This is a genomic window from [Clostridium] celerecrescens 18A, from assembly GCF_002797975.1.
Classification (GTDB): Bacteria; Bacillota; Clostridia; order Lachnospirales; family Lachnospiraceae; genus Lacrimispora; species Lacrimispora celerecrescens.
Genome location: NZ_PGET01000001.1, coordinates 4952941 through 4969341, shown reverse-complemented (window position 1 = coordinate 4969341; position 16401 = coordinate 4952941). Strand labels below are relative to the sequence as shown.

Annotated in this window: 12 protein-coding genes; all 12 read right to left on the bottom strand. The window is 34.0% G+C overall.

Annotated features, from left to right (window positions below; genetic code table 11):
• Nucleotides 1-107: 107 nt before the first annotated feature.
• Nucleotides 108-1277 (bottom strand): glycosyltransferase family 4 protein, encoded by a 1170-nt coding sequence (locus tag H171_RS22585; RefSeq protein ID WP_166433647.1) that lies wholly within the window; start codon nt 1275-1277, stop codon nt 108-110.
• A 48-nt stretch (nt 1278-1325) separates the two neighbouring features.
• Nucleotides 1326-2462 (bottom strand): non-hydrolyzing UDP-N-acetylglucosamine 2-epimerase, encoded by a 1137-nt coding sequence (gene wecB, locus H171_RS22580; protein WP_100307138.1) that lies wholly within the window; start codon nt 2460-2462, stop codon nt 1326-1328.
• Nucleotides 2463-2470: 8 nt separating this feature from the next.
• Nucleotides 2471-3325: an SDR family oxidoreductase gene (locus H171_RS22575; protein ID WP_100307137.1), complete on the bottom strand. Its 855-nt coding sequence runs from the start codon at nt 3323-3325 to the stop codon at nt 2471-2473.
• Nucleotides 3322-4368 carry a polysaccharide biosynthesis protein gene (locus tag H171_RS22570; protein WP_330404276.1) on the bottom strand — a complete coding sequence of 349 codons (1047 nt, stop codon included), beginning with the start codon at nt 4366-4368 and terminating at the stop codon, nt 3322-3324. Before H171_RS22570 ends, H171_RS22575 begins: the two co-directional genes overlap by 4 nt.
• A complete protein-coding gene (locus H171_RS22565; protein ID WP_157803210.1) occupies nt 4365-5477 on the bottom strand; it encodes a glycosyltransferase in 1113 nt (370 codons plus the stop codon). Before H171_RS22565 ends, H171_RS22570 begins: the two co-directional genes overlap by 4 nt.
• 83 nt (nt 5478-5560) lie before the next feature.
• Nucleotides 5561-6778, bottom strand: a complete 1218-nt coding sequence (locus H171_RS22560) for a methyltransferase domain-containing protein (RefSeq protein ID WP_100307135.1) — start codon at nt 6776-6778, stop codon at nt 5561-5563.
• A gap of 18 nt (nt 6779-6796) precedes the next feature.
• A complete protein-coding gene (locus H171_RS22555) occupies nt 6797-10057 on the bottom strand; it encodes a glycosyltransferase (RefSeq protein ID WP_100307134.1) in 3261 nt (1086 codons plus the stop codon).
• Between the two features lie 26 nt (nt 10058-10083).
• Nucleotides 10084-11244, bottom strand: coding sequence for a glycosyltransferase family protein (locus H171_RS22550; RefSeq protein WP_100307133.1), 1161 nt, complete (start codon nt 11242-11244; stop codon nt 10084-10086).
• Between the two features lie 27 nt (nt 11245-11271).
• Entirely contained in the window at nt 11272-12009 is a 738-nt protein-coding gene (locus tag H171_RS22545; protein ID WP_100307132.1) for an ABC transporter ATP-binding protein, read from the bottom strand.
• 20 nt (nt 12010-12029) lie between these two features.
• Nucleotides 12030-12998 (bottom strand): ABC transporter permease, encoded by a 969-nt coding sequence (locus H171_RS22540; RefSeq protein ID WP_242977054.1) that lies wholly within the window; start codon nt 12996-12998, stop codon nt 12030-12032.
• 267 nt (nt 12999-13265) lie between these two features.
• Entirely contained in the window at nt 13266-14615 is a 1350-nt protein-coding gene (locus H171_RS22535; protein ID WP_100307131.1) for an exopolysaccharide biosynthesis polyprenyl glycosylphosphotransferase, read from the bottom strand.
• Between the two features lie 185 nt (nt 14616-14800).
• Nucleotides 14801-16357 (bottom strand): O-antigen ligase family protein, encoded by a 1557-nt coding sequence (locus H171_RS22530; protein WP_100307130.1) that lies wholly within the window; start codon nt 16355-16357, stop codon nt 14801-14803.
• Between the last annotated feature and the right edge of the window lie 44 nt (nt 16358-16401).

Here is a 16401-nt window from a genome sequence, read left to right as displayed (position 1 = left end):
GTATTATAGATTTTTTGAGTATGCTCTAGTCAATTGCTATGCAATAAAAAATTCACAGTATTGAATAACAATATAAATCATTGAATCAAAATGGTCTATTACTATCATCAATCAGTATTGGATCTCTTATAGATATCCTTCATACGACTTTCAACGCATTCTCTTGAAAATTTTTCTGCCTTCAATGCATTCCGTTTTCCACAAACTTTCAATTCTTCTGTATCTTTTAAAAAATATTCAATTGCTTCTGCATACGCCTCAATATCATCTGCCTTATCTACCATTATGCCGCCATCACAAATCCTCCATCTAGCTTTCACATCATCCGGAGTGTCCTCATCCATCAAGTCCCTGCTTCCGCGTATATCAGAACATATAACGGGCAGTCTATTAGCCATAGCTTCAAGTAGCGCCATAGGCAAACCCTCCTGAAAAGAAGGGAATATATACAAATCAGCGATCTGATAAATTTCAAAAATATCTGAGCGGTACCCTGTAAAAAGCACACGATCTTCCAGCATCATTTTTTTAACCACATCTGCAAGGTGCTTAGCCAGTTCCCCCTGTCCACAGATTACATACAACAGAGATTCATCTTGAATTCGTGCGATTGCTCGTATCACGCTTTCATGATTTTTCCGCTTAATTAATTCACCCGCTGACAAAACAATCTTTTTATCCGTAGGAATTCCCAACTCCGCCTTTTTCTTGTCAATATCCGTCTCAGATACGTATCTAATTTTTTTCAGATCAATTCCCACTCCAGGAATATAATCCACATAACGGGCATGAAATTTACTGGCCCGTTTATAGTCCTCTTTATTTATACACATTAGCTGATCTGTATAGCGTGACAACCACTTTTCTACCGGATAATAAAATAGCCAATTAACTAATGGTGCACCTTTATAAAAATGAAATCCATGAGCCGTATAAAAAAGTGGTACAGTCCCTGTAGCATGAGCGGCCAGCCTTGCCATCACCCCTCCCATAGGGGTGTGGCAGTGCACTAATTGGAAGTGCTCTTTTTCCATTAGAATTTTTAGTTGCTTATATGCCTTCCAATTTTTCAAACTATAAGGACTCCGCACAAAATCTATCTGATGTCTTACAATCCCAGTACCATCCAGGCGACTATTATCCTTTCCATAAGACGGTGTATGATAATTTGAAGCATAATGTATCTCATATCCCATCTGTTGTAGCAGTCTGACATTATTCATCTCAAACTGCGGCACAAATCCGCTTACAGTAGTAACTAATAACGCTTTTTTCATCTTCAGCCTCATCCTCTAAAAAAGAGTGCACGAATGCAAATATCATTGTTACTCTTTCCGCCAAATCATTCTATTTATGATACCAGTATAGCTTTGAATGATCTTTACAACTTTAGTCGAAACGTTCTGATCTATATAATCCGGCACATCAGTCCCTAACTCATTATTTTTCTGCATTGCAGTGGCTAGTTCTACCGCTTGTAGTACCTGATCTGCAGTAATACTTCCAATTACAAAATTTCCTTTGTCCAAAGCCTCAGGTCTCTCAGTGCTGGTTCTAATCGAAATTGCAGGAAATTTAAAGAATGACGCCTCCTCTGGTACAGTACCACTATCGGAAACTACACAAAAAGCATTTTTTTGCAAATTATTGTAATCAAAGAATCCAAATGGTTTTAAAGTTCTCACATTAGGATGGAACTTAAAATTTCTTTTGTCAATAAATTTTGCACTACGTGGATGAGTACTATATATCACTGGCATATTATACTTCTCCGCTATAGAATTAACTGCACTCATTAGCTGCATAAAATTAGCTTCGTTATCAATGTTTTCCTCTCGGTGTGCAGATAGTAAAACATAGTCTCCTTTTGTTAATCCCAATTGTTCTAATGCATTACTATTCTCAATTTGATCAGTATATTTCGTTAAGACCTCTGCCATTGGAGAACCAACAACATATGTATACTCTTTTTTAACACCAGCATTTGATATATATCTACGTGCATGCTCGGTATAACAAAGATTAACGTCACTTGTTACATCAACAATTCTTCTATTTATTTCCTCCGGAAGGTTCTCATCAAAACATCTGTTGCCTGCTTCCATATGAAAAATCGGAATTTTAAGTCTTTTTGCAGAAATTACAGATAAACAAGAGTTGGTATCTCCCAAGACGATGAGTGCGTCTGGTTTTATTTCCTGCATCAATTTATACGATTTGGAAATTACATTCGCCATGGTTTCTCCCAGATCCTCGCCTACAACTCCCAAATAGTAGTCAGGAGCGCGTAGCCCCAAATCATTAAAAAATACTTCATTTAGCGTATAATCATAGTTCTGACCAGTATGTACTAATATATGATTAAAATATTTGTCACTCGCTTTAATAATTTCTGACATTTTGATGATTTCGGGACGTGTCCCGACAATAGTCATCAATTTTAGCTTTTCTACATTACTCATAAATACACCTACCTATAATAATGGGGGTATAACTCTTTATGAGCCATTACCCAGTCGTACATTTCCGATATCATCTGCTCGTAACTTGGTACAACAAACGAAAAATCTTCCCTTGTTCTAACAAGCTGTTTATTTACCTGAAGTTTGTCACTAGGTAAAATTAATAGTTCATTATCTCTAAAATATTTATTAAACAATCCCAATAGATCATATTTAGAAATAGAGGTATTGTTTACTAAGTTATAAAGCCCTGATAAGTTCTCCTGTAATGCCTGCTCCATAGCTTTCGCTAATGTCAGGGTTGTAACACCAGTCCACATAGCACCAGTATAACCATTAATTGTTCCGCCTTGTTTCATGAACCAATTAAATAAACCAATCCCATGTTCATTCATATCTGGTCCAACTATAGAATTTCTAAAAGTAAGATTCTTACTGTCCGAAATTTCACCTAGTGCTTTTGACCGATCATAGAACGTTTCACCGTCTCTAAAGCTTTCTTCTGTATAGTTGCCTGTCCTTCCTGAAAAGACACAGTCTGTACTCATGTGTAACACCTTAGTTTTTGTTTCCTTAGTTAAGTCAACTAACTGATGAGGTAAATAGCTATTTAAGTATACAGCCAACGCTTTATTATCCTCTGCACTTTTGTTAAGTATGCCTATGCAATTAATAATACCATCGAATTTCCCTTCAGAAATTACCTTTTTAATCAATTCTGTATCAAAAGCATTACCAACAATATTTTCACAATGTAAAAATGGTGTTGTGGAAAATGAAACAACATGATGACCACACTCTTTAAAATATAAAGAAATCATATGTCCAGCCATACCAGTTGCACCTAGAACCAATATTCTCATCTATTTTTCCATGCCTCCAATTCATCCCTTACATAACTTAGAGTTAACAATTTTTCTTTAACTTGTTTAACATTCAATCTTGTTGTGTTGTGAGAGGTATATGGCTCAATTGATTCAATCTCGGTATTACCTACTTCAAAGTACTTTTCATAATTAAGATCTCTCTTATCAACCGGCACACGGAAATATCCTCCTTCATTGACACTCTTTATTTTTTCCTCTGCTGTCATAAGTGTTTCATAAAGCTTCTCACCATGTCTGGTTCCAATATTTCTAACCTCTGCACTTGGATTAAATAATTCAGTCACTGCTTCAGCCAAATCGGCGATCGTACAGGCCGGTGCCTTCTGAATAAACAAATCACCAGGGTTAGCATTTTGAAAAGCATAAACCACTAATTCCACTGCTTCTTCCAGACTCATCAGAAAACGTGTCATATTTGGATCGGTAATTGTTAGTGGTTTTCCAGCCTTTATCTGATCAATAAACAGCGGAATAACACTACCTCTAGAGCACATTACATTGCCGTAACGAGTACAGGCTATTGTAGTTTTATCAGAAGGTACAGTTCTTGCTTTCGCGGTAATAACCTTTTCCATCATCGCTTTGGAAATCCCCATTGCATTAATAGGGTAAGCAGCCTTATCAGTAGAAAGGCAAATTATACGCTTAACTCCCAAATCAATTGCCGAAGTTAGTACATTGTCAGTTCCCAGCACGTTGGTCTTCACAGCCTCCAGCGGAAAGAACTCACAAGAAGGAACCTGCTTTAGTGCTGCAGCATGAAAAATATAATCAACGCCATACATTGCATTTTTAACGCTAGAAATATCTCTGACATCACCAATATGGAATTTAATCTTGTCGTTTTTATACAATTTTCTCATATCATCCTGTTTTTTCTCGTCACGAGAAAAAATCCTAATTTCACCGATATCTGTTGATAAAAATCTTTCCAAAACAGCATTACCAAAACTACCGGTTCCGCCTGATATAAATAGCGTTTTTCCTTTGAAAATGTCATCTGGTTCTTTGGTCATCATAATTTTTCTCCTTTAAATAAGTCTTTAATATCCTGTACCAAGCGATTGTTTATATATATATCCTCACAAAATAACTCTCTATTCTGCAAAGCGATCTTTTTTCTCTCTTCAGGGTCATCTATCAATATTTTTATACTATCAAATAAGCTTTGCTCAGTCGTTCCTGATATTATTCCCCCTCCATGGTCCAATTGCTCATGTGCGCTTGGGAAGTCCGTAGTTACTATTGCACAACCCAAAGCTCTGGCTTCTGCCAGTGCAATGCAATAGCTTTCATATTTTGATGGCTGTACATAAATATCCGCGACCGCCATAGTTCTGTAAGGATTATCTAATTTACCAGTAAATACGGCATTATCTTTGCAGCCTAATTTAATAGCCAGTGCCTCTAGCCTATCACGATCCACACCGTCACCAATAAAATACCAGTGCACGTCATATCCCGCTACCAGCAACTTCCCCAATACACTTAATGCTTTATCAATACCCTTTTCATGACTGAGTCTGGCAACAGTAACAATGTTAACACCAGTTGTGGAAAGTTCAACACCATTGAATATAGCTGCCTTTCGGCATATATCTGCACGGTCTATATGAGGCAATAATACCTGCGTATGTTCAGCAAACTCTGGCAAACACCTCAAGAAACTTTCTCTAGCAGACTGAGAAGTGCAATAAATACCATCAAAACCACCATAGATTTTCATTTCAATGGAAGCATCATACTGGGCCTTTTCAAAATCAGTATGTATTACCGCAAGTTTACATGTTCCTGCAATGTTTCTAGCAGCATACCACGTTGCCATTCCATCTTGAAAGGCAACAACTACATCATAGCTATCATTTACAAAGGTGTATCTTTTACTTACCAACAAATGCCCATGCCTATGATAAATTCCCTTTAATATATGGAAAAGATGTTTTAAGCCTAGTCTATTTAACAAGTTTGAAATATTTTTACGAAGACCTTCCAAATCTTTAATTCCGGCTACCTTCTTAACAGTTACCCATTCAGGTAACTGGTCAAGCATTTCGCCTTCCCTATTTAATAAAAGAATTTCCACTTTACAAGTAGAGTCTTTTAAATCACGTAAAATATCAAGTAACATTTTCGAAACTCCACCCATTGTCATAGAAGGGAGTAAAAATGCAACTTTTCGCTCATATCGCATTGCTTTACACCTACTTTTGTTTATCTTTTTCTTATTATATCAACCAAACGCCTTGCTGGTGCAGTGATTTTCCAACTACTGCTCGTTAATATCATTGCAATCTGGGCCTTTAGTTCATCAACAATCTTTGCATTCGTCTCAGCCCTCTCTCGTTGCATACTCAAGTCTAACTCTAATTGATGAGAATACTCTTCAACAGTCAAAAGCCGCGACTGTAATTCAATATATTGTTGATTTTTCGATTCAATCATTGTCTGAAGTTCATCAACCTGCCTCAGTAATTTCTCGCTCTGGTTAATTGCTGCCATAGCCTGCGACTGTAACGCTTCTCGCTCTTGTAGAAAAAGATTGTTTTGTTCTTCTATACGCAACTGTCCGGAATTTCGGTATTCTATCGGTGCTTTTGCTACCATGCTTCTTAAATTTACAAGTTCTTTTTCAATATTCTCCGGTACTGTTTCATCATATCGCAACGTCACAAAAAATTGTTGCGTATTTTCTGCAGTTGGTACAAAATCAGTGCAAGTAAATTTCAGCAAACCAGCACGAGTACAATCATATAGAAATTTTAAAAATCCAATATCACTAAATGGCCAATAATGGACATCATCCTCATGCGATCCATCCATTATACGGTTATAAGCAGCTTTAGCAGCTTCAAAAGAATTAACTGGCATATGGTTCTCCATTTGATATGCCTGCCAAAAAAATGGCTCAGAATTCTCTTGTATCGCATTGAACAAAAAGTCAAATACCATTCTCCCGTTTGCTTTATAACCTTTTTGACTTACTTCAAAGGCATCACGAAAAGAGGCTTCCTGCCTGTAGTGGTCAAAACAATACCGTTTATCTGGGTAAACAATAATTAATGACCCACCAGGTTTAAGAACTGAAGCAATGTCATTGAAGAAATACAAAATATCATCAACATGTTCTATAACATGAGAAACAACGACATAATCGAATTTTTCAATATTAGCAAATGTCTCTGAGTAATTCCCATTTAATACAAAATCAATATCGACGATAGTATTTATATTAATTGAAATACCAGTTGCATCTAAGTATGCATTTCCAGTATATAATGCTTTCACAGCTTCAGTTGATCTTATATCGCAATAAAAGCAATTGGCATATTGGCATTTTGTAAATATTGGCCGATTAAGCGGCCCAATTTCCAATATTCTAGAATTTCTGTTTTTCACCTTTGAGGCTGCATATATATATCGGCCATCCATATACAAAATATCCTTTCTTTAATATTTGAAAAGTTTCCTTTTTATCTTTCTTAGTGTCACTTTTAGACCACCCTGTTTCAAAGATAGCTGCACTTTGCGAATCAAACGTAAAGGCTTAGTGATTTTCCATGATAGACTATTCATCATGTTTATGCATTCCTGCTGATATGCTCCGTCATATAATGGATAATATACTACATTGCCTGTTCCATCAGTAACTTCAACGCGCGATGCTAGCAACTTCTGAATACAACTTTCATATTCCTGTATTGCTTGTTTATACAAAGCTTCACGATTTTTTGGTTCAAACATTAAATAATCATGTAAGGCTATGTTTAGCTCTTCCTGTTGACTCATGCTATACTTTAGAACTAATTCAATTAGCACCTCCCAACGCCTTACAATATTATCTTTGCTATATCTATGAATAATATCACCGACTGCTATTTCCATCTGACTCACTTTCTCGCTATCAGCCAATAAATCAATAATCTTTTCTGCCATTTCATTAAGATTACCTTGAGGGATAACATACCCATCAACTCCATCTGTAATAATATCATCTAACCCAGAACCTTCAAAGATTACTGACGGAATATTATAAGCTGCTGCCTCAGTTATAGCAAGACCAAACCCTTCATATCTAGAAGTCATCAAGTGTAGGCAGGCTTTCTCATAATATTGTTCAACCTCCTTAACCCAACCGGTAAAGTGGATTCTGGAAAGAGGTAAATTCAGCTTTCTAATTAACATTTCATAAGTCAGACTTTCGTCACCAGGTACACTCTGTCCTAGATCATATGGACCCACGATGTATAACTCTACAGTATCATTATTCAACGAGATCTTTTTGAATACCTGTAGTAATTCTTTAAACCCTTTACGAGGATCATCAAACCTACCAATAGCAATTATATTTTTTTGTTGATGTTTTATATCACTTTTAATATTTTCTATTGTTACCATATTAGGCATGACCAAAGCATTATCATTGAGTTGACTATAAAAACTAGCACTTGTGCTATTTAGCCAAATAACAGCATTCGCACAAGCGAGTGCGTTATTTTTTATAGATAAGCATTTATATAAATCCGTATTCCAATATGGCAAAAAGTAAAATTCATGCGACCAAGCAATTGTTTTTATACCCATATTGCGAAGTGGTTCGTACAGATTCAAATATTCAGGAATACAATTATAGCTATTTATACAAATATCAACATTAAGTATTACCAAAAGTTTAGGTAAGATATCAGCATTAGCCGTAACCTTGGGAGCTTCAACTTGTATTATATTCTCACAAAGTGAATACCCATTTCCGTCATAATGGTCATCCATAATCAACAATACTTCATATTTTGGAGTCAATAAGCCAGCCATCTGTAATACTATTCTATTTAGACCCCCAAGTTCATTAGGAAATGGCAACAAAAAAGCAATTCGCGGTTTAATTTTTTCTTTTCGAATTAATTCTTCAATATTTTTTTGTGCCAAAATCGACTTGGGTATTTTTGATTCACGCAGTAATTCATTCACCCTTATTGGATTTGATTTCATATTTTCTACCATGGTTATAAGAATTCGTCGAGTAAGAAATGCAATAACATTCTTATATCCAGTATTATTTACCAAAAATTCTCTAGTTTTAACGTAAAACTTTTGAACCGATCCTTCCATTTCACACATTTCTTCTGGAGATAGCGAATTAATCATACCAATCCAAAGCCTATCACATTCAGCGACATGAGTTGTTATTAATTTTTTGCTATCTTGTTCCTCATGTGATCGAGATAAAATATCAAGACTCTCAATAAATTTAACTTTTTGCCTTCGTAGCATTCTAAACCACAGATCATAGTCTTGTGTAGTAGGCAAAGTGGGATCAAAGCATCCTACCCTTTCAAAATGCCTTTTATTAATCAATAGTGAACAACCATGAACACAACCTCTCATAAGTACAAAAAGTCCATTTCTCAGTTTTTCATTACCATACAATTTTATCGGATCAACTTCGTACAGTTTCTCACCATTAGCAGATACAACCTGGTAGCCTCCCATAATCAAAGTTTCTTTATCATCACAGTTTGTGAGTTCCTTAATTTGATTCTCAATTTTCTTCGGAGTATACATATCATCATGACTTAACCAAGAAAAGTATTCTCCAGTCATTTTATTTATACCATAATTAAGCGCGGTAGCTACTCCGCCATTTTCTTTTATGTAGTAACTGATATAATCACCATATGATCTCGCAATTTTATCTGTCTGACCGCCATCGGTCGAACCATCGTTAACCACAACCACTTCAATATTAGGATAGGTCTGAAAGAGAGCACTATCTATTGCTTCTCGCATGTAATTTGCACCATTATATACTGGAATTACAATTGAAATCTTAGGAAAAAATCCCTTTTCTTTTTGCTCTACTTCAATCTTTTTATGATAGGATTTTAAGTTCTCTCTAATATTATTAATCCTTTCCGCCTGTTCAGCTTGTATTCTAGCCATTTCGTACTGTATATTCAGAGCATTAACCAACTTAGCAATTTCATGTTCATTATTAGCATACTCGGGTCTAGACATTATATGGCTCAATATATTTGTCAAACCCATTCTTTGTTTGTTAAGATCTAACGCTGCAGTCGTATCACTATATCTAACTGAGGTTAAAATCTCGTCAATTCCGCCAATTTCATACTGATATGCCAAATCAATCCATAGACAGACATCCTCTCCAATATGAAACTTAGTACAAAAAGGTTGATCAAATTTGTCAAGCAATTCTTTTTTTAACATTACTGTTGGCGTAGCAACTCTGCAACAATATAAAAATCTTTTAAAAAGATTTCCCCTTTCCATTCCTGAATCCATAACTCTTATCCGTCTATTATCATTAGAAAAACATTCATATGAAGTATGAGATATTAGATAGTCATTTTCTTCCATAAAATTTATTTGTTTTTCTAATTTTTCTGGTAAAAATAAATCATCAGAATCTAAAAAAGCTATAAACTCACCTTTAGCCATAGAAATACCAAAGTTTCTAGCTGCAGAAACACCTTTATTCTCTTGTGTATACAATCTTATCTTTTGTTTCTGATTAGCAAGCAGTTCTATGTCCTTGATGTCCTCCGTTGACCCATCGTCCACTAGTATTATCTCAAAATCTTGATAAGTTTGATTTAGAACACTATTAATTGATTCTTTCAATAATTCTATCCTATTATAAAACGGAATTATTACCGATATCTTAGGCAGTTTATTCATTTCCATACTCATTTTACAAACCCTCCATGATCTTAATATTAATCATTATCTAACAACTGCTCTAGGCAAGAATCCAAAATTTCCACCCCTTTACGGCAATGAAAACGCCCGCCACTGTCAATGTGTCTACCAATATTACCCGATACACAATTTAACAACATATTGGCAATTTCCTCAGCATTATGGCCTGCTAAAGCACAGCCTAATTCTTTGGCGATATCGGCTGTCGCACTGTCATCATCAGCTACTGCTATAATTTCTGCACCTACTGACATATAATCATATATTTTCACTGGTACATATATATTTTTGTTTTTCTCTGAAAAATAAGGGTCAAGTATTAGAGCAAAATCTACTGTTCTCATATATTCTAAACTCTTCTCATAATCAACTTCATCAACAAAACAAAAGCTATTAATAACCTTCGAATTAATAATAGCACTTTTTTCAGAACTACAAATAAATCCAACTTGCAAAATCACCAAGCGGTTGTACTGCTCCGGATAATTTTGTTTTAAAATCTCTAAAGCTTCAACAACTCTAGAAAAAGAGCGAGCACCATAGATTTGACCAACATGTGCAATTACCACCTTATCACTTGGTTGTTTTTGCAGGCATTTCTGTAACTGCACTCCTTCATGCCCATAAGGCGTAATCACTATTTTATCTTTAAAAGAATTATATTTTTCACCAAGAACATATCTAGCTAAACGGTCATTATTAAAAACAAGCAAATCTCCAAACCTCGTGCCTAACCAAGCAGCACTTCCAAACACCTTCATTAAAAGATAATTAGGCTGTTGTTGAAGATTTTTTCTAAAAAGCGAGAAAAAGCTAATGAAAGGCGAATTCCAAATTGGATCAGAAAAATACACCACCCATTTTACATGAGGCCTCAATAGCTTAATTAAAATCCCAGCAAAATGCCCATTCGGTGGCATAACCCTTGTCATTATAATATTATAATGTTCCGTTTTATCAAGCTTTATAAACTGTTTAACTACGTTAAATGGCCATCTAATATATCGTCCATGAACAGGAAATACTCTCACCTTATCGGCATCAGCGTCCTCGACCTTTTGCATACAACTGCAAACATCATAGTATAACTTTGAGTTTTCAAGTGTTCTCCTACAAACCACACTTTCCCCCGACATCTTCGGAGGATAACTCCATGCTGCTACAAAAATCCTCTTCAATTATTCACTTCCTCTATAGTATAATCATCACCGCATTGACAGATATCTTTCGCAAATTTCTTTTGCAGGACCGACATCTTTAAGTTCTCCCTTTTCTAGCCATGCTGCCCGGTCACAATATTCTTCAATTAGATCTGACGAATGAGAAACCATCAGTACTGTAGTACCATCACTCATGAGTTCTTTTATTCTATCGTTACACTTTTGTTGGAACTTAAAGTCTCCTACACCCAAAATCTCATCAACAATTAATATTTCAGGTTTTACAATAGTAGCAACCGAAAAACCCAATCGCGCATGCATGCCTGATGAAAAATTTTTAATGGGAACATCAACAAACTCCCATAACTCAGCAAAATCAATAATTTGTTCAAATCGTTCTTTCATATACTTCACCGAGTAGCCCATTACTGCACCATTCATATAAACGTTTTCTCTGGCTGTAAGTTCGGGATCAAAGCCAGCTCCCAATTCAATAAGCGGCGCAATAGTCCCTTTAGCAGTAACAGTTCCTGTAGTTGGTTTTATTACCCCTGCCACAAGCTTTAACAAGGTTGATTTTCCAGCACCATTAAGTCCTACCAAACCAAATACCTCGCCCTTTGAAATTTCAAGTGAAACATCCTTAACAGCAATAAACTCATCATAAAATAATTGTCTTTTCATAAGTTTAATTATATATTCTTTGATGCTATCGACTCTATCTTTACTCAAATTATACTTCATTGTAACATGATCCAATCTGATCACCGAATTTTCATTCATTAAACTCTTCTCCTAATGCACTAAACGTATAAGATAAATCTATCTTGTTGCCTGTAAAAAATAATTATACCAGATATCAAAGAAACAAGCGCTAATAAAATGCAAACTAAATTCTGCCATAAACTGGGCACTCCTCCATAAATCGCGACTGTTCTGAAACACTCCACAAAGTGATATAATGGATTTATTGATATCAACCATTTAAAATGATCCGGTATGATGCTTATAGGATAAAAAAGGGGCGTTATATACGTAACAGCAGTTATCAGCACCCCATACAAATAAGACATATCTCTGAAATATACTATGGCCGCCGCTAATATTAAACCAATTCCTAGAGAAAAAACAAAAATATACAGAACGGGTAAGGGCGCCAACAAAATAGTTGAGTAAATCGGACTTCCAGTCGCAAACATTACTATTAACAATGCAATGGTTGAAAAAAAGAAATTAATAAGTGCTGATATTGCTTTTGATAATGGAAAAATGTATTTTGGTGTATTGACTTTTTTCATAAGAGGTGCTGATGCTAAAACCGAAAACATACATGTATTTGTTATTTCACTAAATAAGGTAAAAATCAATTGTCCACTTAACAAATATACTGGATAATTTTCAACATCAAAACGAAATATTGAAGAAAATACAATTGTCATAACACACATAGTTAATAATGGATTAAGTACTGACCACAATACCCCTAAAACAGAACGCTTATACTTTGATTTAAAATCCCTTTTTACTAATTGAAATAGTAATGATCGAAATCGATATAGCTTGCTTAAAAACGGGTAGAAACTTTTTCGTTTAATATATAAAATAAGTAGAAACATTATGACAAAAGCCAACATACAAGATAAAACCATATACCTCAAAAAAATCCATGTTGGGTTCTCATTTAATGTAATAAACAATGTACTATCTTTAACCAATTGGAAGATTCCTAAGCTAAGTAACAAATAACTAATTATGCCTATTATTTTTTTCAAAATACTACTCCTTCATTATCCAAATATTGACCTTGTTATTACTGCTGTCAATTACTTTATCTTAAAATATTACAACTTTACAAGGTATTATTTTCCAATCATCATAATTTATCTCATTATAAATAAATCCTTTTAATCACCCAAGCACTATTCTCTACTGGATCTGCAGCCAAATTCATTTTAAACGGTAACGCAAGACCAAATAGTCAAGTTTTCAGGACTGCTCTGTTGGAAAAATAGTTCCTATCAACAAGCTTGTTACTTATGTTAACTGGTATGATCATCTGCTTCCACACCTTCTGCACTTTCTTTCATAAACATAATTTTAGGTGTCATAATAATCAGCTTTAAATCTAAAAGTAATGAATAATTACGAATATATGTTAAATCTAGTTTTAGTTTATCATATGCAGTTGTATTATACTTCCCGTAAATTTGCGCATAGCCAGTGAGACCCGCCTTGACCTTTGTCCGGTAGGAAAATTCTGGCATAACTTTAAGTATTCCTTTTACAATTTCTGGTCTCTCTGGTCTAGGACCTACAAAGGACATATGGCCCATTAATATATTAAAAAGCTGTGGAAGTTCATCCAACCTTGTTCTCCTCAGGAAATGTCCAATAGGTAAGATTCTAGAATCCCCTTTCGTAGCCAAACGTGCCTCCCCATTCTTTTCAGCTCCCTGAATCATGGTACGAAACTTATATATACTAAATATTTTGTCTTCTCTAGTCAATCTAGCTTGTTTAAAAAAGACAGGACCTTTATCTGAAAGTTTAATGCTAAAACCTATGATAATAAAAAGAGGACTTGTTATCACTATTCCTATTAAAGCTCCTATTATATCAATTAATCGTTTAATAAATAGTTGCTCAATAGTAAATCCTTCATTTCTGGAGAGTAACAGTGGAGAGTCAAACAAATTCAATTCAACTGAGCTCTTTAATAAAATGTCTGATATCTTTGGAACACTGTAGGTACGGACAGAATTTGCAAAACAATACTTAAGTATCAAATTACGTTCATGAGATGAAATATCTCCTACTATTATACCATCATATTTGCATATCTCCTGTTGCATGGAAGCAATTCCCTGCTCAATATTTATTACACTACATATCTCGTATTTATCTTCCCTTGAATTGATTTTTTCCATAAGATGATAATCAGATCTATTACCAGTAATTAAAAGCATTTTTCTTGGCGGAAATAATTTTCCATAAATCCCTTGATAGATGAAAGTCCAACCCACAATAACCAAAAAATCCCACGCTGTCATTCTGATTAACTGTAAAGGATTTAAAAAATGCTTATCTAAAACTGCAATTTGTAGGTACGTAAAAATGTTAGTGAAAATTACTGCCAAAATTTGAGAATATATTAAATTTCCTTTTTTTAAATATCCAACTTTAAAACCACCATATGTACTCATAAAAAGAATAAGAAGAATCCCATAAAGGAAAATCATCATCCAGTTTCCACGTCGAAAAAACGGAAACTCTATAATTCGATTATAATGATCTATCCAAGTCCAGCCATATAGTACAATCAGCATTGATGTAATTCCAAAAGTAAAAAACACTTTAATAAGTCTTTTATATTTTCGTTTATCTTTCATATAAATGCACCTTTACTTATCATTTTGTATTTCAATCTTCTCAAAGCTTTACTAGTATACCATAGTATTCACCTTAATTACAATGTTCTACAAAATAAAAAGAGCTGTTAGTTTTTAAGATTTTATGAATATTTTTCCTTTTTATTAAGTTTTAACTATACAATGATCTTATTCTAAATTTTGCCTTAATTATTAATAAATTTGGAACTACCCATTGCTAATAATAGCCAATAAATTGGTGTAACTATGGGTAAATTAAGATTTACAAAGGCCTGAATACTATAACAAATTAGTCCAAAAGCTATTGCTATAATATATGAATTTTTCTTTTTAAAATCAAAACATTTTTTTATACATGCAAATATAAATACTAAATAAGAGAACAAACCTACTATTCCAATTGTAAGTAAAAAATGTAAATATTCATTATGAGCACTATCAAAAATCAAATTATATGGATTACCTTTTGTTTGGTACATCAGTAAAATCCCAAATGTTTCAGGGCCGAAACCAACCATTTTTTTCCATAAGGAAAATTTTGAAAAACGTTCAATAGCATTTCTCCAAATATAACCTCTATTAGTTCCCCAATCATCGTCAAATACAAGGTAATTACCTATATTTCCGTATTTGCCAATATTTCCCTGAAGATTACAATCATATATGATATATAAAATAATAATTGATACTGATAAAAGTATGATTAACCAGAAATATCTAAATAAATTTCCATATTCTCTATTTGGGGTTTTTTTAACATAATCCCATAAATACCAAAAGATAATCAATACCCAAAGAAAAAGGGTTAATATCATAGATATACCAGAATTAGCTATTAAGACAAATATACTATCTATTCCTATTACCATATCTTTAAAATAAAAGTTAATCAAGTTAATAAATTGAATAACAGAAAAAAATGTCGCTAATATAATAACATATTTCCGAATCCCTATCTTACTTCCAAATAAGTATAATGGTAAAAAACCAAATAATGCTCCTAATGAGAGATATGCATTGTCACTAACTCCCATTATTATTGCAAAAAAGGAAATAACCATACACAAATAGTGCCAGATCATGCTAATATTATTTTTATCTGTTGCAAACAAAACTGTTGCAATGGCCGCAACAATACCAACATACGCTGTATAGGTATTTATATTACCTATTGTTGAAGTAAAAATAAGCCACTGATCTGGATTCATAATAACTTTAAAATGAAAAATATCTAATTGAAAGTAATCAGTAATTCCAAACAAGCATACCAGCATACCAGCAATTAGCATGATGTCAATATACCAATTCTTAAATTTCCAAAATCTACTCACACAAAAATAACTAGCAACATACCAAATTATCAAAAATAGCCCTGAAAACCTTCCTTCGTTGCCCCAGAAAGATTCATAAAGATAGTCCGAAGTTAAAGTGGATAAAATTGCAACTATTAAGAATATTATGGCAGCATAGTCTGCTACTGTAAACCTTTTCAAAAAATCACTAAAAGAAAACTCCTTAAAATACAATATTGTCTGTCTTGCTCTCACTGTGGCGAAATAACCCAGCACTAATATCACCATTAAAATCGTACAAATACAGTAATAATAATATTTAGCAACAAGAATATCAAAGTAGCGATCTCTAATAACAATAGGTAGTCCTACACCAACTAATACCACATATATTCCAAGTACTATAGACAAAAATCCTCTTTTCTCTTCATTTTTGTGTAATTCAATCATGATATATAATCCCTTTCACATTTAATGTACTTAGTATAACACTT